Source organism: Stenotrophomonas sp. 115C5, from assembly GCF_056861055.1.
Window position 1 is genome coordinate 138,907 of record NZ_JBSPUQ010000003.1, and the last position, 26,299, is coordinate 165,205.

General features: G+C 65.9%; 20 protein-coding genes. 11 read left to right on the top strand and 9 right to left on the bottom strand.

All coding sequences use genetic code 11. The annotated features are described in order from the left end of the window. Window positions 1–150: 150 nt before the first annotated feature. The 3 genes from AC13FN_RS05860 to AC13FN_RS05870 are packed head-to-tail and all read left to right on the top strand — an operon-like array spanning window position 151 to window position 7,897. Window positions 151–1,302 carry an efflux RND transporter periplasmic adaptor subunit gene (locus AC13FN_RS05860; protein ID WP_010484552.1) on the top strand — a complete coding sequence of 384 codons (1,152 nt, stop codon included), beginning with the start codon at window positions 151–153 and terminating at the stop codon, window positions 1,300–1,302. Next, window positions 1,299–4,820 (top strand): efflux RND transporter permease subunit, encoded by a 3,522-nt coding sequence (locus AC13FN_RS05865; RefSeq protein WP_482984855.1) that lies wholly within the window; start codon window positions 1,299–1,301, stop codon window positions 4,818–4,820. The genes AC13FN_RS05860 and AC13FN_RS05865 overlap by 4 nt, the downstream gene beginning before the upstream one ends. After that, a complete protein-coding gene (locus AC13FN_RS05870) occupies window positions 4,817–7,897 on the top strand; it encodes an efflux RND transporter permease subunit (protein ID WP_482984854.1) in 3,081 nt (1,026 codons plus the stop codon). The genes AC13FN_RS05865 and AC13FN_RS05870 overlap by 4 nt, the downstream gene beginning before the upstream one ends. A gap of 278 nt (window positions 7,898–8,175) precedes the next feature. Here AC13FN_RS05870 and AC13FN_RS05875 read toward each other — a convergent pair whose 3' ends face one another. The 6 genes from AC13FN_RS05875 to ykgO form a co-directional block, all read right to left on the bottom strand. Further along, window positions 8,176–9,396 carry a TraB/GumN family protein gene (locus tag AC13FN_RS05875; RefSeq protein ID WP_482984853.1) on the bottom strand — a complete coding sequence of 407 codons (1,221 nt, stop codon included), beginning with the start codon at window positions 9,394–9,396 and terminating at the stop codon, window positions 8,176–8,178. Window positions 9,397–9,400: 4 nt separating this feature from the next. Further along, entirely contained in the window at window positions 9,401–9,931 is a 531-nt protein-coding gene (locus AC13FN_RS05880; protein WP_049437233.1) for a GNAT family N-acetyltransferase, read from the bottom strand. Window positions 9,932–9,945: 14 nt separating this feature from the next. Beyond that, on the bottom strand, window positions 9,946–10,833 hold the full coding sequence (locus AC13FN_RS05885; protein WP_005409280.1) for a carbon-nitrogen hydrolase: 888 nt from the start codon (window positions 10,831–10,833) through the stop codon (window positions 9,946–9,948). A gap of 223 nt (window positions 10,834–11,056) precedes the next feature. Then, the gene (locus tag AC13FN_RS05890; RefSeq protein ID WP_088480442.1) at window positions 11,057–12,094 is read right to left on the bottom strand and encodes an agmatine deiminase family protein; all 1,038 of its coding nucleotides are present in this window, start codon (window positions 12,092–12,094) and stop codon (window positions 11,057–11,059) included. Between the two features lie 39 nt (window positions 12,095–12,133). Beyond that, the gene (locus AC13FN_RS05895) at window positions 12,134–12,433 is read right to left on the bottom strand and encodes a hypothetical protein (protein ID WP_482984859.1); all 300 of its coding nucleotides are present in this window, start codon (window positions 12,431–12,433) and stop codon (window positions 12,134–12,136) included. A 176-nt stretch (window positions 12,434–12,609) separates the two neighbouring features. Next, window positions 12,610–12,735 (bottom strand): type B 50S ribosomal protein L36, encoded by a 126-nt coding sequence (gene ykgO, locus AC13FN_RS05900; protein ID WP_005409283.1) that lies wholly within the window; start codon window positions 12,733–12,735, stop codon window positions 12,610–12,612. A 197-nt stretch (window positions 12,736–12,932) separates the two neighbouring features. Between ykgO and cmk the strand changes: the two genes are divergently transcribed. From cmk to galU, 8 genes are all read left to right on the top strand, one after another. Beyond that, complete coding sequence (gene cmk, locus AC13FN_RS05905; RefSeq protein WP_010484566.1) at window positions 12,933–13,610, top strand: (d)CMP kinase; 678 nt, start codon at window positions 12,933–12,935, stop codon at window positions 13,608–13,610. A 198-nt stretch (window positions 13,611–13,808) separates the two neighbouring features. Next, on the top strand, window positions 13,809–15,494 hold the full coding sequence (gene rpsA, locus AC13FN_RS05910) for a 30S ribosomal protein S1 (protein ID WP_005416230.1): 1,686 nt from the start codon (window positions 13,809–13,811) through the stop codon (window positions 15,492–15,494). Between the two features lie 87 nt (window positions 15,495–15,581). After that, entirely contained in the window at window positions 15,582–15,887 is a 306-nt protein-coding gene (locus tag AC13FN_RS05915; protein WP_005409286.1) for an integration host factor subunit beta, read from the top strand. Window positions 15,888–15,964: 77 nt separating this feature from the next. Then, complete coding sequence (locus AC13FN_RS05920) at window positions 15,965–16,249, top strand: LapA family protein (RefSeq protein ID WP_010484569.1); 285 nt, start codon at window positions 15,965–15,967, stop codon at window positions 16,247–16,249. Window positions 16,250–16,255: 6 nt separating this feature from the next. Continuing rightward, the gene (gene lapB / locus AC13FN_RS05925; protein WP_005416232.1) at window positions 16,256–17,434 is read left to right on the top strand and encodes a lipopolysaccharide assembly protein LapB; all 1,179 of its coding nucleotides are present in this window, start codon (window positions 16,256–16,258) and stop codon (window positions 17,432–17,434) included. A 3-nt stretch (window positions 17,435–17,437) separates the two neighbouring features. Next, window positions 17,438–18,427: an MraY family glycosyltransferase gene (locus tag AC13FN_RS05930; protein WP_482984852.1), complete on the top strand. Its 990-nt coding sequence runs from the start codon at window positions 17,438–17,440 to the stop codon at window positions 18,425–18,427. A gap of 3 nt (window positions 18,428–18,430) precedes the next feature. Continuing rightward, complete coding sequence (locus AC13FN_RS05935; RefSeq protein WP_049437230.1) at window positions 18,431–20,344, top strand: polysaccharide biosynthesis protein; 1,914 nt, start codon at window positions 18,431–18,433, stop codon at window positions 20,342–20,344. Further along, window positions 20,341–21,219, top strand: coding sequence for a UTP--glucose-1-phosphate uridylyltransferase GalU (galU, locus tag AC13FN_RS05940; RefSeq protein WP_019336276.1), 879 nt, complete (start codon window positions 20,341–20,343; stop codon window positions 21,217–21,219). The genes AC13FN_RS05935 and galU overlap by 4 nt, the downstream gene beginning before the upstream one ends. A 479-nt stretch (window positions 21,220–21,698) precedes the next feature. Here the strand turns inward: galU and AC13FN_RS05945 are convergent, their stop codons facing one another. The 3 genes from AC13FN_RS05945 to AC13FN_RS05955 all read right to left on the bottom strand — a co-directional run bounded on the left by AC13FN_RS05945 (window position 21,699) and on the right by AC13FN_RS05955 (window position 26,083). Continuing rightward, entirely contained in the window at window positions 21,699–22,907 is a 1,209-nt protein-coding gene (locus tag AC13FN_RS05945) for an acetyl-CoA C-acyltransferase (RefSeq protein WP_049436339.1), read from the bottom strand. Window positions 22,908–23,017: 110 nt separating this feature from the next. After that, window positions 23,018–25,390, bottom strand: a complete 2,373-nt coding sequence (locus AC13FN_RS05950; protein ID WP_482984851.1) for a 3-hydroxyacyl-CoA dehydrogenase/enoyl-CoA hydratase family protein — start codon at window positions 25,388–25,390, stop codon at window positions 23,018–23,020. Between the two features lie 39 nt (window positions 25,391–25,429). Further along, window positions 25,430–26,083 (bottom strand): TetR/AcrR family transcriptional regulator, encoded by a 654-nt coding sequence (locus AC13FN_RS05955; protein WP_019338406.1) that lies wholly within the window; start codon window positions 26,081–26,083, stop codon window positions 25,430–25,432. Window positions 26,084–26,299: the final 216 nt, after the last annotated feature.

Genomic DNA, 26,299 nt, shown 5'->3' on the forward strand with positions numbered 1-26,299 from the left:
CGAGTATAGCCCCAGGTTTCATCTAGCTGAAATGGGGGGCGGGCCGACCAGTGGCACGAAGGCACCATGACCTTTGGGATATGGTGTTGCCGTGAAGTGGTGCATTACTTTGCTACCACACCTGTCCACGCATCCTCCAGGGACCTGACGATGTCGCACCCAACCTTCCTGTCCGGCCGTCGCAGCGGAATCTGCGCTGCCGCACTGCTGATCTCCACCTCCCTGCTGCTGGGCGGTTGCGCCGCAGGGCCCAATTCCGAAGCCAAGGCCGCCGAGACCAAGGAGGAGAAGAAGGTCGACGCGGTCCCGGTCGAAGTGGCCGTGGCCAGCCACCGTGCCGTCGCGGCCAGCTACACCGGTACCGCCGCGTTGGAACCACGCGCCGAATCGCAGGTGGTCGCCAAGACCTCCGGCGTGGCGCTGGCGGTGCTGGTCGAGGAAGGCCAGCGGGTGACCGCTGGCCAGCCGCTGGTGCGCCTGGACCCGGACCGCGCACGCCTGGCCGTGGCGCAGAGCGAAGCGCAGATGCGCAAGCTGGAAAACGACTATCAGCGTGCACAGAAGCTGGTCGTCCAGCAGCTGGTCAGTGCGGCCAGCGTTGACCAGCTGCGCTACGACCTGGAAAACGTCCGTGCGCAGTACCGCCTGGCCACGCTGGAGCTGTCCTACACCACGGTGGTGGCGCCGATCTCCGGCGTGATCGCCTCGCGCTCGATCAAGACCGGCAACTTCGTGCAGATCAACACGCCGATCTTCCGCATCGTCGACAACTCGCGCCTGGAAGCCACCCTCAACGTGCCCGAGCGTGAGCTGGCCACCCTGCGCGCCGGCCAGCCGGTGACGCTGGCGGCCGACGCGCTGCCGGGCCAGAGCTTCACCGGCACCGTCGACCGCATCGCGCCGGTGGTGGATTCGGGCAGCGGCACGTTTCGCGTGGTCAGCGCCTTCGATGGCGCGGCCCATGCGCTGCAGCCCGGCATGTTCGGGCGCATCCGCATCGATTACGACCAGCGTGCCGATGCGCTGGTGGTGCCGCGCTTGGCGCTGCTCGACGACGGTGAGCCGGCGGTGTTCCGGGTGCGCGAAGGCAAGGTCGCACGCGTTCCGGTCAAGCTGGGTTACGCCGAGGGCCCGTGGGTGGAGATCCGTGATGGCCTGGCGGCCGGTGATCAGGTGGTCACCGCCGGCAAGGTCGCGCTGCGCGACGGCACCGCAGTGCAGGTGATCGCCGATCCGAAGGCAAAGGCGAAGACGGTCGCAGCGGCCGCCAAGCCGGCAGACAAGGCCGGGAGCAAGCAATGACCGCCCCGGGCCACGACCACGGTGCCTCGCCGGCGAGTGACGGCGCCGCCGCGGGCATGCGCGGCGGCCTGGTGGAATTCGCCACCCGCCGCCGCGTGACCATCGCCATGTGCACGGTCACCCTGCTGCTGTTCGGGCTGATCGCGCTGGGCAACCTCAAGGTCAACCTGCTGCCCGACCTGAGCTACCCGACGCTGACCGTGCGCACCGAGTACACCGGTGCGGCGCCGACCGAAATCGAAACCCTGATCACCCAGCCGGTCGAAGAAGCGGTCGGCGTGGTCAAGAACCTGCGCAAGCTGAAGTCGGTCTCGCGCACCGGCCAGAGCGATGTGGTGCTGGAGTTCGCCTGGGGCACCAACATGGACCAGGCCAGCCTGGAGGTGCGCGACAAGATGGAAGCGCTGAACCTGCCACTGGAGGCCAAGGCCCCGGTGCTGCTGCGCTTCAATCCGTCCACCGAGCCGATCATGCGCCTGGTGCTGTCGAACAAGGCGGCACCGGCCAGCGATGCCGACGCGATCCGCGAGCTGACCGGCCTGCGCCGCTATGCCGATGAAGACCTGAAGAAGAAGCTGGAGCCGGTCACCGGCGTGGCGGCGGTCAAGGTTGGCGGTGGCCTCGAGGACGAGATCCAGGTCGACATCGACCAGCAGAAGCTGGCTCAGTTGAACCTGCCAATCGACACCGTCATCAAGCGCCTGAAGGACGAGAACATCAACATCTCCGGCGGCCGCCTGGAGGAAGGTTCGCAGCGCTTCCTGGTGCGTACCGTCAACCAGTTCGCCGATCTGGAGGAGATCCGCAACCTGCTGGTCACCACCCAGGCGTCGAACGGCAGCGCCGCCGACTCGGCGTTGCAGCAGATGTTCAACATCGCCGCCTCGACCGGTTCGGCGGCAGCCATCGCGGCGGCCTCGGCGGCGCAGAGCGCATCGTCCGGTGGTGGCTCCAGCGTGGTCGCCAACGGTGTGCCGGTGCGCCTGAAGGACGTGGCCACCGTGCGCCAGGGCTACAAGGAGCGCGAAGCGGTGATCCGCCTGGGCGGCAAGGAATCGGTCGAACTGGCGATCTACAAGGAAGGCGACGCCAATACCGTGTCCACCGCCGAAGCGCTGCGCAAGCGCCTGGAGCAGATCAAGGGCACGTTCCCGTCCGACGTCGAGATGACCACCATCGAGGACCAGTCGCGCTTCATCGAGCACGCCATCGCCGATGTCAAGAAGGATGCGGTGATCGGTGGCCTGCTGGCGATCCTGATCATCTTCCTGTTCCTGCGTGATGGCTGGAGCACGTTCGTGATCAGCCTGTCGCTGCCGGTCTCGATCATCGCCACGTTCTTCTTCATGGGCCAGCTCGGCCTGAGCTTGAACGTGATGTCGCTGGGCGGTTTGGCATTGGCCACCGGCCTGGTGGTGGACGACTCGATCGTGGTGCTGGAGAGCATCGCCAAGGCCCGCGAGCGTGGCCTGGGCATCCTGCAGGCGGCCATCGTCGGTACCCGCGAAGTGAGCATGGCGGTGGTCGCCTCGACCCTGACCACCATCGCGGTGTTCCTGCCGCTGGTGTTCGTCGACGGCATCGCCGGCCAGCTGTTCCGCGACCAGGCACTGACCGTGGCGATCGCCATTGCGATCTCGCTGCTGGTGTCGATGACGCTGATCCCGATGCTGAGCTCGCTGAAGGGACGGCCGCCGCTGGCGTTCCCGGAAGAGGCACCGAACGAGCCGTGGCAGCCGCAGAACCGCTGGCAGAAGCCGGTGGCGCTGGGTCGCCGTGGTGCCGTGGCGACCGCGCGCTGGAGCTTCTATGCACTGGCCTGGCTGGTCGTGCGGGCGTGGCGTGGCGTGGTGGCGGTGGTTGGCCCGGTGATGCGCAAGGCCAGCGATCTGGCGATGAAGCCCTATGCCGGTGCCGAGCGCGGCTACCTGCGACTGCTGCCGAGCGCGCTGGCGCATCCGGGCAAGGTGCTGGGCGTGGCCACGATCATCTTCGTGGCGACCATGGCGCTGGTGCCGATGCTCGGTGCCGACCTGATTCCGCAGCTGGCACAGGACCGCTTCGAAATGACGGTGAAGCTGCCGGCCGGCACGCCGCTGAAGCAGACCGATGCGCTGGTGCGCGAGCTGCAGCTGGCGCATGGCAAGGGTGAAGGCGTGGCCTCGCTGTATGGTGTCAGTGGCAGCGGCACCCGCCTGGATGCCAGCCCGACCGAAAGCGGCGAGAACATCGGCAAGCTGACCGTGGTGATGGAAGGCGGCGGCAACGCGCGCACCGAAGCGGAGATCACCGAGCGCCTGCGCGACACCATGACCCAGCATCCGGGTGCCCAGGTCGACTTCGCGCGCCCGGCGTTGTTCAGCTTCTCCACGCCGCTGGAAATCGAGCTGCGCGGGCAGGACATGGCGACCCTGGAAGTGGCCGGCCAGCGCCTGGCGGCGATGCTGCGCGGCAACGCGCACTACGCCGACGTGAAGTCGACGGTGGAGGAGGGCTTCCCGGAAATCCAGATCCGCTTCGACCAGGAACGCGCGGGTGCGCTGGGCCTGACCACCCGCCAGATCGCCGATGTGGTGGTCAAGAAGGTGCGCGGTGATGTCGCCACCCGTTACAGCTTCCGCGACCGCAAGATCGACGTGCTGGTGCGTGCACAGGAAGGTGATCGTGCCAGCGTGGAAAGCATCCGTCGCCTGATCGTCAATCCCGGCAGTACCCGTCCGGTGACGCTGGACGCGGTTGCCGAAGTGGTTGCCACCACCGGCCCCAGCGAGATCCATCGTGCCGACCAGACCCGCGTGGCCGTGGTCTCGGCCAACCTGCGCGACATCGATCTGGGGGCGGCCATGCGTGAAGTGCAGCAGATGGTCGCCGAGCAACCGCTGGGCGCGGGTGTCGGCCTGCACATCGGCGGCCAGGGTGAGGAGCTGGCGCAAGCTGCGAAGTCGCTGATCTTCGCCTTCGGCCTGGCGATCTTCCTGGTCTACCTGGTGATGGCGTCGCAGTTCGAGTCGCTGCTGCATCCGTTCGTGATCCTGTTCACCATCCCGCTGGCGCTGGTCGGCGCGATCCTGGCACTGATGCTGACCGGCAAGCCCATCTCGGTGGTGGTGTTCATCGGCCTGATCCTGCTGGTGGGCCTGGTCACCAAGAACGCGATCATCCTGATCGACAAGGTCAACCAGCTGCGCGAGGCCGGCGTGGCCAAGCATGAGGCCCTGGTGGAAGGTGCGCGCTCGCGCCTGCGGCCGATCATCATGACCACGCTGTGCACGCTGTTCGGCTTCCTGCCGCTGGCGGTGGCGATGGGCGAGGGTGCTGAAGTGCGTGCGCCGATGGCAATCACCGTGATCGGTGGCCTGCTGGTGTCGACCCTGCTCACCCTGCTGGTGATCCCGGTGGTGTACGACCTGATGGATCGCCGCGGTGATGCCTACTACCGCGAGCGTGGCCGCAAGCACGCCGGTGAGATCGAGCCGGGTGCAGCAGGCAGCGCGGCGGGTGTGGAGGAGCCGGCATGAGTGTTGCCGAATTCTCCATCCGCCGTCCGGTCACCACCATCATGTGTTTTGTGTCACTGGTGGTGATCGGCCTGATCGCCTCGTTCCGGCTGCCGCTGGAAGCGCTGCCGGACATCTCCGCGCCGTTCCTGTTCGTGCAGATCCCGTACACCGGTTCAACCCCGGAGGAAGTGGAGCGGACCATCATCCGCCCGGTGGAGGAATCGCTGGCGACGATGACCGGCATCAAGCGCATGCGCTCGTCGGCCACCTCCGAGGCGGCGCTGATCTTCATCGAGTTCAGCGACTGGGACCGCGACATCGCCATCGCCGCCTCCGATGCACGCGAACGCATCGATGCGATCCGCAGCGACCTGCCCGATGACCTGCAGCGCTACAACGTGTTCAAGTGGTCCAGCAGTGACCAGCCGGTGCTGAAGGTGCGGCTGGCCAGCACCACCGACCTGACCACTGCCTATGACATGCTCGACCGCGAGTTCAAGCGGCGCATCGAGCGCATCCCCGGCGTGGCCCGCGTCGACATCACCGGCGCGCCGCCGAACGAGGTGGAGATCGCCATCGATCCGAACCGCCTCAACGCGCACGGTCTGAGCATCAATGAGCTGAGCGAGCGCCTGCGCACGCTGAACTTCTCCATCTCCGCCGGGCAGATCGACGATAACGGCCAGCGCGTGCGCGTGCAGCCGGTGGGCGAGATCACCGACCTGCAGGAAATGCGCGACCTGGTGATCAACGCCAAGGGCCTGCGCCTTGGGGATATCGCTGACGTGCGCCTGAAGCCGGCGCGGATGAACTATGGGCGCCGCCTCGATGGCAACCCGGCCGTCGGCCTGGATATTTTCAAGGAGCGCAGCGCCAACCTGGTGGAAGTCTCGCGCGCGGCGCTGGCCGAGGTCGAGTCGATCCGTGCGGAGGCGTCGATGCGCGACGTGCAGATCAAGGTGATCGACAACCAGGGCAAGGCGGTGACCTCCTCGCTGCTGGAACTGGCCGAGGCCGGTGCGGTCGGCCTGATCCTGTCGGTGACGGTGCTGTTCTTCTTCCTGCGCCATTGGCCGTCCACGCTGATGGTCACCCTGGCCATCCCGATCTGCTTCACCATCACCCTGGGCTTCATGTACTTCGTCGGGGTGACGCTGAACATCCTGACCATGATGGGCCTGCTGCTGGCCGTCGGCATGCTGGTCGACAACGCCGTGGTGGTGGTGGAGAGCATCTACCAGGAGCGCGAGCGCCTGCCCGGGCAGCCGCGGCTGGCCTCGATCATCGGCACCCGCAACGTGGCCATCGCGCTCAGCGCCGGCACGCTGTGCCACTGCATCGTGTTCGTGCCGAACCTGTTCGGCGAGACCAACAACATCAGCATCTTCATGGCGCAGATCGCGATCACCATCTCGGTCTCGCTGCTGGCCTCGTGGCTGGTCGCGGTCAGCCTGATCCCGATGCTGTCCGCGCGCATGGCCACGCCCAAGCTGGTTCACTCGCAGACCGGCATGATCGCGCGCCTGCAGCGCCGCTACGCCAGGCTGCTGGACTGGTCGCTGCACCATCGTGGCTGGAGCCTGCTCGGCATTCTGCTGGTGGTGCTGGTCAGCCTGGTGCCGATGAAGCTGACCAAGATCGACATGTTCGGTGGTGACGGCGGCAAGGACATCTTCATCGGCTACATGTGGAAGGGCGCCTACACCTACCGGCAGATGTCCGAGGAAGTGGCGCGGGTGGAGAACTGGATCGACGCCAACCGTGAACGCCTGCACGTCAAGCAGGTCTATTCCTGGTACAGCGAGCAGGAAGGCAGCTCGACCGTGGTCACCCTGGACGAGAAGTACGCCAAGGACATCAAGGCGCTGCAGGAAGAACTGCGCAAGGGCCTGCCGAAGTCGGCGCGTACCGACTACTTCGTCGGCAACCAGGGTGGCGACGGCGGTGGTGGCGGCAACCAGGGCGTGCAGGTGCAGCTGGTCGGCGACTCCAGTTCGATGCTGCAGGAGATCGGCCAGGAAGTAGTGCCGCTGCTGGCCCAGCGCGCCGAGCTGCGCGATGTGCGCATCGACAATGGCGAGAAGGGCGGCGAGCTGAAGGTGCGCGTTGACCGCGAGCGTGCGGCGGCGTTTGGTTTCAATGCCGAGCAGGTGGCGAGCTTCGTCGGCCTGGCGCTGCGCGGTGCGCCGATGCGCGAGTTCCGCCGCGGCGACAACGAAGTACCGGTATGGGTGCGCTTCGCTGGCGCCGAGCAGAGCAGCCCGGAAGACCTGGCCGGTTTCAGCGTGCGTACCGGCGATGGCCGCACCGTGCCACTACTGAGCCTGGTCACCGTTGACGTCGGCTCGTCGGCCACCCAGATTGGCCGCACCAACCGCCAGACCACGCTGACCATCAAGGCCAACCTGGCCGAGAAGGTCACCGCACCGGATGGCCGCAAGGCGATGGAGTCGGTGCTCAAGCCGATGAACTTCCCGGCCGGCTATGGCTTCACCTTCGATGGCGGTGACTACGGCAACGATGACGAAGCGATGCAGCAGATGGTGTTCAACCTGTTGATCGCGCTGGTGATGATCTACGTGGTGATGGCGGCGGTGTTCGAGTCGCTGCTGTTCCCGGCGGCAATCATGAGTGGCGTGCTGTTCTCGATCTTCGGCGTGTTCTGGCTGTTCTGGATCACCGGCACCTCGTTCGGGATCATGTCCTTCATCGGCATCCTGGTGCTGATGGGCGTGGTGGTGAACAACGGCATCGTGATGATCGAGCACATCAACAACCTGCGGCGCGGCGGCATGGGCCGCACGCAGGCATTGGTTGAAGGCTCGCGCGAGCGCCTGCGCCCGATCATGATGACCATGGGCACGGCAATCCTGGCGATGGTGCCGATCTCGCTGACCAATACGCAGATGTTTGGCAACGGCCCGGAGTACGCGCCGATGGCGCGCGCGATTGCTGGCGGCCTGGCGTTCTCGACCGTGGTCAGCCTGCTGTTCCTGCCGACCATCTACGCGGTGCTGGATGACCTGCGCAATGCCGTGACGCGGCTGATCCGCCGTGCGCGCGGCCTGGAGGTCGTGGCGGGTACCCCGGTGTAGTGGTCGAGCTTGCTCGACCGTAATGCGCGACAACGTGTTGTGGTGTGGGGGAGGCCGGTCGTAGTGGGGCGGCCTCCCCCTTTTTTTCGCTCGTCGCGTCTGTTTGCCTCTGTAGAGCCGAAGGCAGCGGCAGGAGCCGCTGCCAACGTCGCTTGCGAGGGCCCGGAGGGTGTCGGCCAGGACGGCCGGCATAGCCATGCTCGGCTGCTGTTCGCCGCGTCGCGGCGTCGCCCGAGCATGGGCTCGGGCGCTACAGATTCTGTGGCCGGTTGAAAGGCCTACCCCGCGACCTTGCCCCACACCTTGAAGGTGGTCAGCCACAGGCCGAGCATGCTGCCGATGTTGGTCAGCATGAAGGTCAGCACCACGCGGGTAACGCGGTTGCGGTACCAGCCTTTCAGGCTCTGCGCATCGTCACGCAGCTTGAGGAAATCCTCGTAGGCCGGCTTGCGCAGGCGCGCTTCCACCAGCGCCGAGAACGCGCCGGTGGGGATGCTCAGGCGGAACGGCTTGAACGGCGCCACCGCGATTGCAGTGAGGATGCTCAGCGGATGGCCGCCGGCCAGCAGGCAGCCCAGGCCCGCCAGGCCGCCGGTATACATCGCCCAGGTCGCCAGCAGTTCGGTACCGACGCCGAGGCCGCCGCGGTAGAAGCCCACGCCGATGCCGGTCGCCACAATGGCCAGGATGCCCAGCGTGAACCACGGAATGTTGCGCTTCTTCGGTACCGCTTCCAGCTCGGCGCGCAGCGGCGCCGGTGCCTCGGTGTCGGTTTCCAGGTAACGCGCCAGCCCTGCAAGGTGACCGGCACCGACAACCGCCAGCACTTCACGCTGCTGCGGGTTGTGCTCCTCGCGCAGGCGCGTGGCCATGTAACGGTCACGCTCGCCGATGATGGTCTCGTACAGCGCTGGGCTCTCGCTGGCGAACTCACCGAAGCTCGATTCCAGCATGTCGCCCTGCTTGAGCTTCTCGATCTCGTTCTCGCCCACTTCCTCGGACGAGAACAGGCCGGCGCCGAGGCCGGCGACCAGCTTCAGCTTGCCGAAGAAACCCAGCCGCTGCGAGGCGCGGCGGAAGGTCAGGCCGACCTCGCGGTCGATCAGGTACACCGGCAGGTCGCGTTCGCGGGCCAGTTCCACCGCGCGCTTCAGTTCGGCGCCCGGCTCGATGTCCAGCTGTTCGGCCAAGCGGCGCTGGTAGGCGGACAGCGCCAGGTTGGCCGCGAACAGGGCGACGCGGCCCTTGCGGATCACCTCGACCAGGTCGAGCTTGGCCAGCGTGTCCGGATCACTCAGTGCCTGCAGGCGCTGCGGGTCCAGTTCAACGGCAACGGCATCGAAGCGGCCGCTGTCGATGGCTTTTTCCACCGCCAAGACGCTGGCGCGCGAAACGTGGGCAGTGCCCAGCAGGGTGTAGCGCACGCCGTCGCGTTCGACGACGCGTACCGGCTGGCCGGCGAACAGGTCGTCGCCGGTCTCGGGAAGGGTTTCGGTCATGGGTTCATTCATTGGAAGGTGCGGTGTCGGCGCCATCGCCGAGCGCGCGCTGCATCTGCACGGTATCCAGCCAGCGGCCGTGCTTGCGGCCGAGGCCACGGAACACGCCGACCAGCTCGAAGCCGAAGCGTTCGTGCAGCTTGATTGAAGCGGTATTGGTCGGTTCGCCGATCACCGCCACCATCTGCCGGTAGCCACGCGCCACGCAGGCGTCGATCAGGGCCTGCAGCAGGCCGGTGCCGACGCCCTTGCCCTGGAAGCCGGCATCGACGTAGACCGAGTTTTCCACGGTCCACTGGTAGGCGACGCGGGTGCGGTAGGTGTTGGCATAGGCATAGCCGGCCACCTGGCCGTCGATCTCGGCGACCAGGTAGGGGAAGCCGCGATCGATGATGTCGCGCATGCGGCGCAGCATCTCGGTCGCGTCCGGGATGTCGTACTCGTAGGTGTTGACGAAGTCGGTCACTTCCACCGCATAGATTGCGGTGATCGCGGCGATGTCGGCCGGGCCGGCATCACGGATGAGGACGGCCATGCGCGGGCTCCGGCTCAGTCGATGTAGCGCTTGAGCAGGTCACCGTACGCATCGATGCGACGGTCGCGCAGGAACGGCCAGATGCGGCGCACGTGCTCGCTGCGCTGCAGGTCAACGTCGCACAGCAGCACGGTGGCATCGGTGCCGGCTTCGGCCAGGAACTCACCCTGCGGGCCCAGCACGTGGCTGTTGCCCCAGAACTGGATGCCCGACGCACCCAGCGGGGAGGCTTCATGGCCGACGCGGTTGCAGCTCAGCACCGGCAGACCATTGGCCACGGCGTGGCCGCGGTGGCTCAGCACCCAGGCGTCGCGCTGGCGGGTCTTCTCGTCCTGCACGTCGTCCGGATCCCAGCCGATCGCGGTCGGGTACAGCAGCAGCTCGGCACCGGCCAGCGCCATCAGGCGCGCCGCTTCCGGGTACCACTGGTCCCAGCAGACCAGCACACCGAGGCGACCCACCGAGGTATCGATCGGCTTGAAGCCGATGTCGCCCGGGGTGAAGTAGAACTTCTCGTAGAAGCCCGGGTCGTCCGGGATATGCATCTTGCGGTACTTGCCCAGCAACGTACCGTCCTTCTCGAAGACGACGGCGGTGTTGTGGTACAGGCCGGCAGCGCGGCGCTCGAACAGCGAGCCGACCAGCACCACGCCATGCTTCTTCGCCAGTGCGCCAAGGCGCTCGGTGCTCGGGCCCGGAATCGGCTCGGCCAGGTCGAACTCGTCCACCGACTCGTGCTGGCAGAAGTACGGACCGTTATGCAGTTCCTGCAGCAGCACCAGCTTGGCACCCTGCGCAGCCGCCTCGGCCACGCGTGCTTCGATCACCGCCAGGTTGGCGGCGGCATCACCGTGGTTGCGCTCCTGGATCAGGGCGACGGTAAGGGGGCTGCGCGAGTTCATGCGGGGCGTTCCTGCGGGGGAAAACCAGCATGTTAGCGCGGATGGGCGGCGACGGCGTGTCGCGTGCTGAATGGCCGGTGTTGTAGAGCCGAGCCCATGCTCGGCTGCGCTCTGCTTCGATCGCGCGAGCGGCCAGCCGAGCGTGGGCTCGGCTCTACAAGAAGCCAGTCGAGCATGGCTCGACGCTACAAAAGCGGTGCCGGGCGGGGCCCGGCATCATCCGTCATGCCTTCAGCAGGCCTTCCGGCAGCTGCATGGTGATGCAGTGCAGGCTGCCGTTCTGCCAGATCAGCGAGCGGCAGGGCACCTGCACGATCTCGCGGCCCGGGTGCGCCTGCGCCAGCACATCGCGGGCCAGGTCGTCGGCGGGATCGCCATAGGCCGGCATCAGCACCGCGCCATTGACGATCAGGTAGTTCGCGTACGACGCGGCCAGGCGACGGCCTTCGTCGATCACCGGCTGTGCCCACGGCAACGGGAACAGGCGGTACGGCTGGCCGTCCTTGGTGCGCAGCGCCGCCAGCTCATTGCCCATCGCCTGCAGTTCGGCGTAGTGCGAGTCGCTCTCGTCGTCGCAGGCCTGGTAGACGATGCTGTCAGCCGAGGCGAAGCGGGCGAGGGTGTCGATGTGTGCGTCGGTGTCGTCGCCTTCCAGGTAGCCGTGGTCCAGCCACAGCACGCGGTCCTGCTGCAGCCAGTCGGCCAGGTCGGCGCTCAGGCTGGCGCGGTCGCGGTCCGGGTGGCGCTCGTGCAGGCACTTCCAGGTGGTCAGCAGGGTGCCTTCACCGTCGGTCTCGATGCCGCCGCCTTCCAGCGCGAACGGAATGCTGCGCACCGGGGCGTTGTTGAACACGCCGGCCTGGTCGAGCACGCCCACCAGCTGGTCATCCAGGGTGGCGTCGAACTTGCCGCCCCAGCCGGTGAAGCGGAAATCCAGCAGCTGGAAACCGCCATCGGCGCGGCGCAGGGTGATCGGGCCGGAGTCGCGCAGCCAGGTATCGTCGTAGGCCGCCGTGGTGAAGTGGACCTTGTCCATGTCGATGCGGTTGGAGCGCAGCCGCATCTCGGCGTAGGTCTCCACATCATCGTCGGCCACGCAGATCAGCACCGGCTGGAAGCGGGTGATGGCCGCGACCAGGGCGATGTAGGTCTCTTCCACCTGGCCCAGGCGGTCAGCCCAGTCGGTGTCGGCAGTGGGCCAGGCAATCAGGACGCCGCTCTGGGCTTCCCACTCGGCAGGAAAACGAAGGGTCTGGTTCATGGTCTCGCTACACAGGCCCGCCCACGGCGGGTAAAGGGATCAACGGATCGGCGGTTTCGGGCCGATTTCGTTCGGGTCCGCTTGGTTGGCCACCACTTCGATCACCTTCTGCTTCTCGAAGTAGACGGTGAACTGCGGGTACACCCAGCGGTTGATGGTCGGCCATTGCCGCTTCTGCCCACCGCGCGGCTGCAGCTGTTCGCTCGGCGCGCCGAACTGCGCCTGCACCTGCTGCATGCTCTGGCCGCGCACGGGCAGGGCACCGGCCGGCTTCTCGCGGGCGCGGTCGACAAGCAGGGTATCGGCCAGTGCCGGTGTGGCGGCGGCCAAGGTGGCCATCACGGCCAGGGCGGACAGGTAACGCTTCATCTCGATCTACTCCCCAGTGGTCAAGAAAGGCGATTACAGCAAAAACGGCAGGAAAAAGCCGCATAAACAAAAAACCGCCCGAAGGCGGCTTTTTGAATCGGGTCGGCCCCGCGTAGGGCCAGCCGCAGCCGCGAAGGCTGTTGGGCTTAGCGCTGACGCGCCTTGAAACGCGGGTTCGACTTGCAGATGACGAAGATCTTGCCACGACGACGCACGACCTTGCAGTCACGGTGACGGGCCTTCGCCGACTTCAGGGAGGACAGGACTTTCATGGCATACCTCGGCGTAAACAGTAGTTGTTCGGGTGGAGCGTGGCCGCGATATGCGAAAGACAATCGGCAGTTGACGCTCGTTCAAGCCCGCCATTCTACCGGGCTTTTCCTCGTGGTTTCAAGTGGTTGCACAAAAGATCCCGCTGGGGGTGTCTGGCAGGGGCTAGAATGACCCCTTCACACGCTCTGGGACCCCCATGAATCCACTCGCCCCCGTCCTGACCATCGACGGCCCTTCCGGGGCCGGCAAGGGTACCATCAGCCGCATCATCGCGCGCCGGATGGGCTGGCATTACCTGGATTCGGGCGCGCTGTACCGCGCAGTGGGCGTGGCCGCGAGCTGGGCAGACATCGACACCTCCGACGCCTCGGCGCTGGTGCGCTGCACCTTCGATACCCATGTTCAGTTTGTTGAACAGGGCGAGTCGATGCGGGTCATGGTCAATGGCACCGATGCCACCGACGAGCTGCGCCTGGAGACCACCGGCGCCCTGGCCTCGGCCATTGCCGCCATTCCGGAGGTCCGAGCGGCCCTGAAGGAGCGCCAGCGCGCATTCAGGGAGCTGCCCGGCCTGGTCGCCGACGGCCGCGACATGGGCACGGTGATCTTCAAGGACGCCCCCTACAAGGTCTTCCTGACCGCCAGTGCCGAGGAGCGCGCCGAGCGCCGGCATAAGCAGTTGAAAGACAAGGGGGTTTCTGTTAACTTTGATGACCTCCTGCGCGAGATCATGGCCCGCGACGCCCGTGATGCTCAGCGTACCGTGGCGCCCCTGAAGCCGGCAGACGATGCTGTCCTCATCGACACCACAGGCATCGGCATCGCAGATGTCGTTGCCAGAGTGATGGATCTGCTTCCGGTTCCGGCTGCCTGATCCGTTCGCGCGGGAGCACTGCCAGCAACATCGGTGGTGGTCGCGCATAGCAGTGCTGTACCAGCTCCGTCGCGCAATGATGCGTGGCGGTTTTCCTACTACACACGACCTGCGTTTCCGGGGTCGACCAACAGGCGGGCGGTCGCCATTCCCCTGAAGGGGACGCCACCGACCCATGTGTCCAACAGAGTAAATCTAATGACCGAATCATTTGCCGAACTGTTTGAAGCCAGCCAGGCCAACCTGGCCAAGCTGAAGCCGGGCGCCATCGTCAGCGGTACCGTTGTTGAAGTCCGCGGCGACGTCGTGGTGATCAACGCTGGCCTGAAGTCCGAAGGCATCGTGCCGATCGAACAGTTCCGTAACGACGCTGGCGAAATCGACGTCGCCGAAGGCGACATCGTCAAGGTCGCCCTCGACTCGATCGAGAACGGCTTCGGCGAAACCGTCCTGTCGCGCGAGAAGGCCAAGCGCGCGATGGTGTGGGACGAGCTGGAAGAAGCGTTGGAAAAGAACGAAACCATCACCGGCCGCATCAGCGGCAAGGTCAAGGGTGGTTTCACCGTGGACATCAAGGATGTCCGCGCCTTCCTGCCGGGTTCCCTGGTCGATGTGCGCCCGGTGCGCGATCCGGCCTACCTGGAAGGCAAGGAACTCGAGTTCAAGCTCATCAAGCTGGACCGCAAGCGTAACAACGTCGTGGTCTCGCGCCGCGCTGTCGTCGAAAGCGAGCACTCGGAAGAGCGCGAGCAGCTGATGGACAAGCTGCAGGAAGGCGCGATCCTGAAGGGTGTCGTCAAGAACCTGACCGATTACGGCGCGTTCGTGGACCTGGGCGGTATCGACGGCCTGCTGCACATCACCGACATGGCGTGGAAGCGCGTGCGTCACCCGTCGGAAGTCGTGAACGTCGGCGACGAGCTGGACGTCCGCGTGCTGAAGTTCGACCGCGAGCGCAACCGCGTTTCGCTGGGCCTGAAGCAGCTGGGCGAGGATCCGTGGGACAACATCGGCCGTCGTTACCCGGCCAACAGCCGCGTCTTCGGTAAGGTCTCCAACGTCACCGATTACGGTGCGTTCGTTGAGATCGAGCCGGGCGTCGAAGGCCTGGTGCACGTCTCCGAGATGGATTGGACCAACAAGAACGTCAACCCGTCCAAGGTTGTCCAGGTTGGTGATGAAGTCGAAGTGATGGTGCTGGACGTCGATGAAGAGCGTCGCCGTATCTCGCTGGGCATGAAGCAGGTTGCCGCCAATCCGTGGGAAACCTTCGCTGCCACCCACAAGAAGGGTGACAAGGTGTCGGGCCAGATCAAGTCGATCACCGACTTCGGCATCTTCATCGGCCTGGACGGCGGCATCGACGGCCTGGTCCACCTGTCCGACATCAGCTGGAACACCACCGGCGAAGACGTCGTTCGCAACTTCAAGAAGGGCGATACCCTGGACGCCGTCGTCCTGGCTGTCGATCCGGAGCGCGAGCGCATCTCCCTGGGCGTGAAGCAGCTGGAGCAGGATCCGTTCGGCCAGTACATGGCTGCCAATCCGAAGGGCTCCAAGGTCGAAGGCGTGGTGAAGGAAGTCGACGCCAAGGGCGCGATCATCGAGCTGGCTGACGGCATCGAAGGTTACGTCTCGGCCCGCGACATCGCCAACGAGCGCGTTGACGACGCCACCCAGCACCTGAAGGTCGGCGACAAGGTCGAAGCCAAGTTCGTGGGCATGGACCGCAAGGGCCGTACCCTGCAGCTGTCGATCAAGGCCAAGGACGACGCTGAAATGCGCGAAGTGCTGGAGGAATACCAGTCCTCTTCGGCTTCCAGCGGCACCACCCAGCTGGGCGCGCTGCTGCGTGCACAGCTGAACGGCAACAAGTCCGAGTAATCGGCCTTACGCTGTTCGTTGTTTCCTGGACGGCCCGGGCATTGCCCGGGCCGTTTCAGGCTGGGATACCCCTGATGTGAGCCGGTAATGACCAAATCCGAACTGATCGAAATCCTTGCGCGCCGCCAGGCGCACCTGAAGGCCGATGATGTCGATCTGGCGGTGAAGTCGTTGCTGGAAATGATGGGCGGATCGCTGTCCGCCGGGGATCGCATCGAAATCCGTGGTTTTGGCAGCTTCTCGCTGCACTATCGTCCGCCGCGCCTGGGTCGCAACCCGAAGACCGGCGAATCGGTTGCCCTGCCGGGCAAGCATGTCCCCCATTTCAAGCCGGGCAAGGAACTGCGCGAGCGGGTCAGCAGTGTGCTGCCGCTGGACGCCGATCCGGCCTGAGCCTGCCGTCGCGCCACCGCGTGCGAATCCAGCCGCGAGTCGGATAAGCTACGGACTCCTGCCACTGGAGCTGTCGCATGAAGGTTTTTCGTCTGCTGGTCCTGCTGGCGGTACTGATCCTTGGATTGATCATCGGTGCGGTCAACATGACCGCGATGTCGATCAACCTGCTGTTTACCCAACTGCACACCTCGGTGGGCGTGGCCCTGATCGCCGCGCTGCTGGTGGGTGTCATCGTCGGCGCTGGCCTGGTGCTGGTGAGCGTGGTCATTCCGCTCTACAGCCAGTTGCGCCGCGCCAACAAGTCCGCTGTCGCCACGCCGGCACCGGTTGCTTCCCCCCAATCTTTTGATGGACGCTGATCGAAGATGGATTTCGTCACCGAGTGGTTCTGGTTCTTCCTGTTCGTTCCGCTGGCCGCACTGGCCGGGTGGGTGATCGGACGGCGTGGTGGTCAACGCCACGGTGACAGCCAGGTCAGCCGCCTGTCGAGCACCTATTTCCGTGGCCTGAACTACCTGCTCAACGAGCAGCCGGACAAGGCCATCGAGCTGTTCCTGCACATCGCCGAGCTGGACAAGGAAACCTTCGAGACCCAGGTCGCGCTGGGCCATCTGTTCCGTCGCCGCGGCGAAGTCGACCGCGCCATCCGCCTGCATCAGGGCCTGGTCAACCGCCACGACCTCAGCGATGCGCAACGCGTGCAGGCGCTGCTGGCGCTGGGCGAGGACTACATGAAGTCCGGCCTGCTGGACCGCGCCGAAACCGTGTTCACCGAACTGGCCCAGCTGGACCAGCGTGCCCCGCAGGCACTCAAGCACCTGATCGGCATCTACCAGGCCGAGCGCGACTGGGAAAAGGCGATCGACAACGCCACCCGTTTCGAGGATGTCACCGGCGAGCCGATGGGCAAGCTGATCGGGCAGTTCGAATGCGAACTGGCCGAACGCTTCCGCGGTGCCGGCAAGCTGGAAGAGGCGAGGGCAGCGATTGCCCGGGCCTACCAGGCCGATGCGATGTCGGTCCGTGCCGGCATCATTGAAGGCCGCCTGGAAACCGATGCCGGCAATCCGGAAGCGGCCGTGCGCGCCTTCGAGCGCGCGGCGCGCAACGATCCGGAGTATCTGCCGGAGCTGCTGCCGGCGCTGATGCAGAACTACCGCAAGGTGGGCGATCTGGCCGGCGCGCGCGCCTTCCTGTCGGAGATGACCGAGCATTACCGTGGCATTGCCCCGGTGCTGGCGCTGACCCGTCTGATGGAAGAGCAGGAGGGCGTGGCCCCGGCCCGTGCCTACCTGGGCCGCCAGCTCAAGGATCGTCCGTCGGTGCGTGGCGAGTCCGCGCTGATCGACCTGACCCTGGCTGAAGGTGCCGATTCCACGGCGACCCTGCACGACCTCAAGCACATCACCGACCAGTTGCTGGTGCGCAATCCGGCCTATCGCTGCACCCGTTGTGGTTTCGGTGCGCGCACCCACCACTGGCAGTGCCCGAGCTGCAAGGAGTGGGGTACGGTCAAGCCGCTGCTGAACTACGCGGTGCTCTGATCCATGCCGTGGCTCGTGATGGGCGCGCTGCTGGGTCTGGCCCTGCTGAGTGCGGCACTGACCTGGGCAGCGCGGGGCTACGCGCTGCGCCGGCAACTGTTTGACCAGCCGGGCGAACGCCGCAGTCATAGCGTGGCGACCCCGCGTGGCGGCGGCATCGCCATCGTCATCAGCCTGCTGGTGACCGCCGGTGCTGCCATGTGGGCCTGGCCCGAAGCGCGTCCGAGCCTGTTGGTCGCCGGCCTTGGCCTGGCGCTGGTGGCGGGTATCGGCTGGTGGGACGACCACCGGCCGCTTCCGGCCATGCGCCGCCTGATGGTGCACTTCATCGCCGCCGCGCTGCTGGCCGCGCTGGTCAAGGTCCATGGCGGCAGCTGGCTGCTGGCCGTACTGGTTCTGCTGTTCACTGCCTCGCTGATCAACATCTGGAATTTCATGGATGGGATCAACGGCATCGCCGCCAGCCAGGCCATCGTGGTCGCGCTGGGGCTGGCGCCGCTGCTGCCTTGGCCGTACTCGCTGGCGGCGGTCGCGTTGGGCCTGGCCTGCCTTGGCTTCCTGCCGTTCAACTTCCCGCGGGCCCGGATCTTCATGGGCGATGTCGGAAGTGGCGCGCTGGGCTACGCGGTGGCGGCAGTGCTGGCACTGGCCAGCGTAAAGACCGACATCCACTGGATCCTGCTGCTGGTGTCGGCATCGCCCTTCCTTGTGGACGCGGGCTTCACACTGCTGGCGCGCATCATTTCCGGACAACGCTGGATGGAACCCCATACCCAGCACGTTTACCAGCGCGCGGTGCAGGCAGGAGCCAGTCACGCCCAGGTAACAGGGATGTACTTTGCTTTGGGCCTGTTCAGTATTACAGTGCTTAATGTCTGCTCCAATTTGCAGCCGAGGTGGGAGGCTGCCGTGGCGATCGCGTGGTTCACCGCGCTGAGCGTCCTCTGGCTCCTCCTGCGCAATGGATTGCGCCACCCAAAAGGAAATACCTGACTTATGGCTTCACCCTGGCGGGACAGAATCCTCGGCCTGATGCCGCGTTCGGCCATCGTCTGCCATGACCTGTTCATGGTCTGGGCGTGCTGGCAGCTGCTCCACGCGGGGCGGTACTCGATCCTGGCCAACGCCCCCGAGCTCCCACTCTGGAATGTCGACACCACGCTGGTGCTGCTGCTGCAGGGCATGGTGTTCTGGCGCGTGGGGCTCTATCGCGGCCTGTGGCGGTTCGCCAGCGTCAGCGACCTGCTGAACATCTTCAAGGCCAGCTTCATCGGCATGGTCGCCATCGTGCTGGTGCTGATGTGGAAGCGCTTCGACGGCGTGCCGATGTCGGTGCTGGTGATCTATCCGTTCGCGCTGTCGGCGCTGCTGGGCGCGCCGCGCCTGCTGTACCGGGCCTGGAAGGACTATCAGGCGCTGCAGTCGGACTCGTCCGCGCGTCGCGTGCTGATCCTGGGTGCCGGCCAGGCCGCCGAGACCCTGGTCCGCGACCTGCGCCGTTCAGGCAATTTCGAGCCGGTCGGCCTGCTGGACGACGCGCCGCACCTGCGCGGTGCCAAGCTGCAGGGCCTGCCGATCCTCGGCACCCTGGACGATGCGCCGACAGTGGTCCGCGAGACTGCGGCCAAGCTGCTGGTGATCGCCATTCCGTCGCTGGACGCTGCGGGCATGCAGCGCATCGTCGCCATCTGCGAAAGCACCGGCGTGCCGTTCCGCACCGTGCCCAAGCTCAGCGATATCCTGCAGGGCCAGTCGCTGCCCGGGCAGTTGAAGGAAGTGGCGATCGAGGACCTGCTCGGCCGCAAGCCGATCATGCCGGACTGGAACCTGATCCGTGGCTGGTTGGGCGGGCGTACGGTGATGGTCACCGGCGCCGGTGGTTCGATCGGCTCCGAGCTGTGCCGCCAGTGCGCGCGTCACGGCGCCGGCCGCATCATCCTGCTCGAGATCAGCGAACTGCTGCTGCTGACCATCGAGGGCGAGCTGCGGCGCAGCTTTCCGGATGTCGAGGTCGAAGCGGTGCTGGGCGACTGCGGTGACCCGGCGGTGATCCGCCACGCCCTGTCGCTGCACCCCGTCGACACCGCCTTCCATGCCGCCGCCTACAAGCATGTGCCGGTGCTGGAGCGGCAGCTGCGCGAAGCGGTGCGCAACAACATCCTGGCTACCGAGAACGTGGCCCGCGCCTGCCTGGAGGCACACGTGGAGCATTTCGTGTTCATCTCCACCGACAAGGCGGTCGACCCGGTCAATGCGCTGGGCGCCAGCAAGCGCTATGCGGAGATGATCTGCCAGAGCCTGGACCAGAAGTCCACGCATACCCGTTTCGTCACGGTGCGCTTCGGCAACGTGCTGGCCTCGGCTGGCAGCGTGGTGCCGTTGTTCCGCGAACAGATCCTGCGTGGCGGGCCGGTGACCGTCACCGATCCGGAGGTCAGTCGCTACTTCATGACCATCCCGGAGGCCTGCCAGCTGATCCTGCAGGCGGCCGCTTCGGCGTCGCACGGTGCGATCTATACGCTCGACATGGGCGAGCCGGTGCCGATCCGCGTGCTGGCCGAGCAGATGATCCGCCTGGCCGGCAAGCAGCCGTACAAGGACATTCCGATCATCTACACCGGGCTGCGTCCGGGCGAGAAGCTGCACGAGACGCTGTTCTATTCGGACGAGGACTACCGTTCCACCGCGCATCCGAAGATTCTCGAGGCCGGTGTACGCACGTTCTCGCGTGATCTGGTGTTGGGCAATGTTCCACGCCTGCGCGATGCCGTGGCTGGTTACGACACCACCAGCATCCAGGAGATCCTGTTCGCGACGATGCCGGAGTTTTCTCCCATCGAACAGGATGCTTACATTTCATCCGCTAAAGTCGTGCCTTTTCCGGCACGTGAGGCCAACAGGCACCAATGAGCAAGCGAATTCGCAAGGCAGTTTTTCCAGTGGCAGGGCTCGGGACGCGCTTTTTACCGGCAACCAAGACGGTTCCGAAGGAAATGTTGCCGATCATTGATCGTCCGCTGATCCAGTACGCGGTCGATGAAGCGATCGAAGCCGGTTGCGACACCCTGGTGTTCATCACCAACCGCTACAAGCATGCCGTGGCCGACTACTTCGACAAGGCCTACGAACTGGAGCAGAAGCTCGAGCGCGCCGGTAAGCAGGAGCAGCTGGAGATGATCCGCCATGTGCTGCCCAATGGCGTGCGCGCGATCTTCGTGACCCAGGCCGAGGCCCTGGGCCTGGGCCATGCGGTGCTGTGCGCCAAGGCCGTGATCGGCGACGAGCCGTTCGCGGTGCTGCTGCCGGATGACCTGATCTGGAACCGCGGCGACGGCGCACTGAAGCAGATGGCCGACCTCAACGAGGCCAGTGGTGCCAGCGTGATCGCCGTTGAAGACGTGCCGCACGACAAGACTGCCAGCTACGGCATCGTGGCCACTGACGCGTTCGACGGCCGCAAGGGTCGCATTTCGCAGATCGTGGAGAAGCCGAAGCCGGAGGACGCGCCGAGCGACCTGGCGGTGGTCGGCCGTTATGTGCTGAGCCCGAAGATCTTCGAGCTGCTGGAGCAGACCGGCAGCGGTGCCGGTGGCGAGATCCAGCTGACCGACGCGATCGCGCAGCTGCTGAAGACCGAAGAGGTTGATGCCTACCGTTTCGAGGGCACCCGCTTCGACTGCGGCACGCATCTGGGGCTGGTGGAAGCGACGATCCGTTTCGCGTTGGATAACCCGAAGCTGGCAGGGCCGGCGCGGGAGAAGCTGACGGCGATGTTGGCGGAATAAGGTTTTATCAAGCGCTCCGTCAGCGCCTTCCTGCCAAAGTGGGGGAGGCGCGGGCAGGCCGCTGCAGGACACGCCGTAAACCCATCCCTGGGGGCTCGATGGCGCCATCCATGGCGCCAACGGTCCTGCAGCGGCCTGCCCACGCCTCTCGACAGTTTCCTGCGGGCGCGGACGGGAAGGGCGGAATCAAAGGCAGAAGCACAATCAAAAAAAGGCAGCCTATGGCTGCCTTTTTTGATTGTTGGGGTCAGAGCCCTTTGCGTAGCAAAGGGCTCTGACCCCAGCCTTTGACCCTGCCTTTGCTCATCCCTCCGCCGCGCGGAATGTTGGGTGGCGCGGGTGGGTGAGGCTGACCGGGACTGTCAGCGGCATGGATGCCGCTGCCAAGCCCCCAGGGACGGGTTTACGGCGTGTCCCGGGCAGCCTCACTCACCCGGGCCCCACAGCCAACCAACAATCAGCCGGCAACGCTTTGAACCTTACAGCGCCTCGAAAATACCCGCCGCGCCCATGCCGGTGCCGATGCACATCGTCACCATGCCGTACTTCTGCTGGCGACGGCGCAGGCCGTGCAGCAGGGTTGCGGTACGGATCGCACCGGTTGCACCCAGCGGGTGGCCCAGGGCGATCGCGCCGCCCAGCGGGTTGACCTTGCCCGGGTCCAGGCCGCAATCGCGGATCACCGCCAGCGACTGCGCGGCGAAGGCTTCGTTCAGTTCAATCCAGTCCAGCTGGTCCTGGGTCAGGCCGGCCTGCTTCAGTGCCTTCGGGATCGCGGCGATCGGGCCGATGCCCATCACTTCCGGGCGCACGCCGGCCACCGAGAAGCTGACGAAACGGGCCAGCGGGGTCAGGCCGTAGTCCTTGATCGCCTGTTCGGAGGCCAACAGCACGGCACCGGCGCCGTCGCTCATCTGCGAGGAGTTACCGGCGGTGACGGTGCCGCCGAACTGGCCGTTGCGGAACACCGGGCGCAGCTTGGCCAGGCCTTCGGCGGAGGAGTCCGGGCGCGGGCCTTCGTCGGTGTCGGCGATCTTGTTGCGGGTGATGATGCGCTGGCCATCGGCCAGGTCCGGCAGGTGCGAGACGATCTCGTACGGGCTGATCTCGTCCTTGAACTCGCCGTTCTGGATCGCCGCCATGGCCTTCTGGTGCGAGGCGAGGGCGAAGGCGTCCTGGTCTTCGCGCGAGACCTTCCACTCTTCGGCCACCTTCTCGGCGGTGATGCCCATGCCGTAGGCGATGGCCACGTGGTCGTTGTCGAACACGCTCGGTGCCATGGCGATCTTGTTGCCCATCATCGGCACCATCGACATCGACTCGGTGCCACCGGCCAGCATCAGGTCGGCGTTGCCCAGGCGGATCGCGTCGGCAGCCTGCGCCACGGCCTGCAGGCCGGAGGAGCAGAAGCGGTTCACGGTCTGTGCGGCGATGGTGTTCGGCAGGCCGGCCAGCAGCACGCCGATGCGGGCGACGTTCATGCCCTGCTCGGCTTCCGGCATGGCGCAGCCGATGATTGCGTCATCGATGCGATTGACGTCCACGCCCGGTGCCTGGGCGACGACGCTGCGCAGCACGTGGGCGAGCATGTCGTCGGGGCGGGTGTTGCGGAACATGCCCTTGGGCGCCTTGCCGACCGGGGTGCGGGTGGCGGCGACGATGTAGGCGTCCTGGATTTGCTTGGTCATTGCAGTGATCTCTCGATTTTTTTAGCCGGAGTGCCGACCAACGGTCGGCACCCACCGGGGCAGAGGGAGTGCCCACCAAGGTGGGCACCCACCAAAAGCAGGGATGGCGATCAGTTACGCAGCGGCTTGCCGGTCTTCAGCATGTGCGCGATGCGGGCCTGGGTCTTTTCCTGCTGGGCCAGTTCGACGAAGTGCTTGCGCTCCAGGGTCAGCAGCCACTCTTCGTCCACCAGGGTGCCGCGGTCGACCTTGCCGCCGCACAGCACGGTGGCGATGCGCTCGGCGATCTCGTAGTCGTACGGGCTGATGAAGCGGCCTTCCAGCATGTTGACCAGCATCATCTTGAAGGTGGCGATACCCACGTCACCGGCCACCTGGATGCGGCGTGCCGGCAGCGGCGGACGGTAGCCCGCTTCGGCCAGAGCGCGAGCTTCGGCCTTGGCGATGTGCAGGGCCTCGTAGCTGTTGAACACCACCTTGTCGGTGCTGCGCAGCAGGCCCAGTTCCTTGGCGTTGACCGCCGAGTTGGACACCTTGGCCATCGCCACGGTCTCGAAGGTCTTCTTCAGTTCGGCGAACACGTCACCGCCCGGGCCCGCGGCCTGCGAGGCGCGCACGGCCAGTTCCTTCAGGCCACCACCGGCCGGCAGCAGGCCGACGCCGGCTTCGACCAGGCCGATGTAGCTTTCCAGGAAGGCCACGGTCTTGGCGCTGTGCATCTGGAACTCGCAGCCGCCACCCAGCGCCAGGCCGCGCACGGCGGCAACCACCGGCACCAGCGAGTACTTGATGCGCTGGCTGGTGCGCTGGAAGTTGGCGACCATCTCTTCGAACTGGTCGACCTTGCCGGCCTGCAGCAGGACCAGTGCACCGGCCAGATCGGCACCGGCAGAGAAGGGCTCCTTCTGCTGCCAGATCACCAGGCCCTGGAAGTCCTTCTCGGCGCGGCTGACGCATTCCTGCAGGCCGTCCAGCACCTGGTCGGACACGGTGTTCATCTTGGTCTTGAAGCTGACCACGGCGATGCCATCACCGTCGTGCCACATGCGCAGGCCGTCGTTCTCGAACACGGTCTCGCCCGGCGCGAACGTCTCGCCCAGCAGCGGATCCGGGAAGCGCTGGCGCTGGTACACCGGCAGCGACGAGCGCGGCAGCTTGGCGTTCCGCGACGGGCTGTAGCTGCCCTCGGCGGCATGCACGCCGTCGCGGCCATCGAACACCCAGTCCGGCAGCGGGGCGTTGCTCATGCTCTTGCCGGCCACGATGTCATCGGCGATCCACTGTGCCACCTGCTTCCAGCCGGCGGCCTGCCAGGTTTCGAACGGGCCCAGCGACCAGCCGTAGCCCCAGCGGATGGCCAGGTCGACGTCGCGCGCGGTCTCGGCGATGTCGGCCAGGTGGTAGGCGCTGTAGTGGAACAGGTCGCGGAAGGTCGCCCACAGGAACTGCGCCTGCGGGTGCTGGCTTTCGCGCAGCTTGGCGAACTTCTCGGCCGGGTTCTTGATCTTCAGGATCTCGACCACTTCCGGCGCGGCAGCGCGATCGGCCGGGCGGTAGTCCTGCTTCTCCAGGTCCAGCACCACGATGTCCTTGCCGACCTTGCGGAAGATGCCGGCGCCGGTCTTCTGGCCCAGCGCGCCCTTGGAAATCAGCGCGTCCAGCCACTTCGGCGACTTGAAGAACTCATGCCACGGGTCATTCGGCAGGGTGTCGCCCATGGTCTTGATGACGTGGGCCATGGTGTCCAGGCCGACCACGTCGGAGGTGCGGTAGGTGGCCGACTTCGGGCGACCGACCAGCGGGCCGGTCAGGCCGTCCACTTCATCGAAGCCCAGGCCGAACTGCTGGGTGTGGTGGATGGTGGACAGGATCGAGAACACGCCGATGCGGTTGCCGATGAAGTTCGGGGTGTCCTTGGCGTACACCACGCCCTTGCCCAGAGTGGTGACCAGGAATGCTTCCAGGCCTTCCAGCACGCTGGCGTCGGTGGTGGTGGCCGGAATCAGCTCGGCCAGGTGCATGTAGCGCGGCGGGTTGAAGAAGTGCACGCCGCAGAAGCGGTGGCGCAGCTGCTCGGGCAGCACGTCGGCCAGCTTGTTGATGCCCAGGCCCGAGGTGTTGGAGGCCAGCACGGCGTGGTCGGCCACGAACGGCGCGATCTTCTTGTACAGGTCCTGCTTCCAGTCCATGCGCTCGGCGATGGCCTCGATGATCAGGTCGCAGCCCTTCAGCTGCTCCAGGCCGGACTCGTAGTTGGCCGGGGTGATGGCTTCGGCCAGCGACTTGCTGGCCAGCGGCGCCGGGCTCAGCTTGCCCAGGTTGGCGATCGCCTTCAGCACGATGCCATCGGCCGGACCTTCCTTGGCGGGCAGGTCGAACAGCACGGTGTCGACGCCAGCGTTGGTGAGGTGAGCGGCGATCTGGGCACCCATGACGCCGGCACCCAGCACGGCGGCGCGGCGGACTAGCAGGGAATTGGACATGGTGTAGGGCCTTTGTTGGTCAGCAGTTACTGGGTGGAATCAAAGGGAAGCGGGCAGGGCGCTGGCGCGTGCGGCGGCGCGGAACCCGGCTTCGGCGAAATGGATCAGTTCGTGGGCGGCATGGGCACGATGCGCCGCTTCGGTGACACCGGCGGGACGCTTGATCAGCCCGAAGTCGGCCATGGCATAGGTGAGCGAGCCGGCCAGGAAGTCCAGGCGCCAGTACAGCTCTTCCTTGCTCAGGCCGGGCACGCACTCGCCGATGGCCTTGCCGAACGCACGCAGCACGTGGCCGTAGTGGTCAGACAGGAACTTGCGCAGGTTGTCGTTCTTCTCGGCATAGGCGCGGGCGATCACGCGCACGAAGGCGCCGCCGTTCTGGCGGTCCTGGGCCAGCGCCAGCGCCGGTTCGACGAAGGCGGCCAGCACCGGGCGCAGTTCACCGGGGTGTTCGCTGCGGGCCCGCTCCAGCTGCGACAGGCGGGCACCGGTCATCTCGTCCATGCGGCGGCGGAAGACCTCGTTGACCAGGTTTTCCTTGGAACCGAAGTGGTAGTTGACCGCGGCGATGTTGACGTCGGCCTGGCTGGTCACCTGCCGCAGCGAGGTGCCGGCGAAGCCGTGCTGGGCGAACAGCTCCTCGGCCGCGCCGAGGATCCGGTCCTTGGTCGAGAAGTGGGCGGGCTTGGCCATCGATGGGCGGACCTTAATCAAACGATTGTTTGATACTAGAACCAGACGGTACCGTATGGCATTTTGCAGTGCAGCAAAATCGGCCGGCTCGGTCAGATTTCACTCAGGTGGGTGAATGGAGTGGACCTGAGCCTGTAGAGCCGAGCCCGCGCTCGGCTGCTCTTCGGCCCAAAGGCCAGCCGAGCATGGGCTCGGCTCTACTACAGGGCCACACGG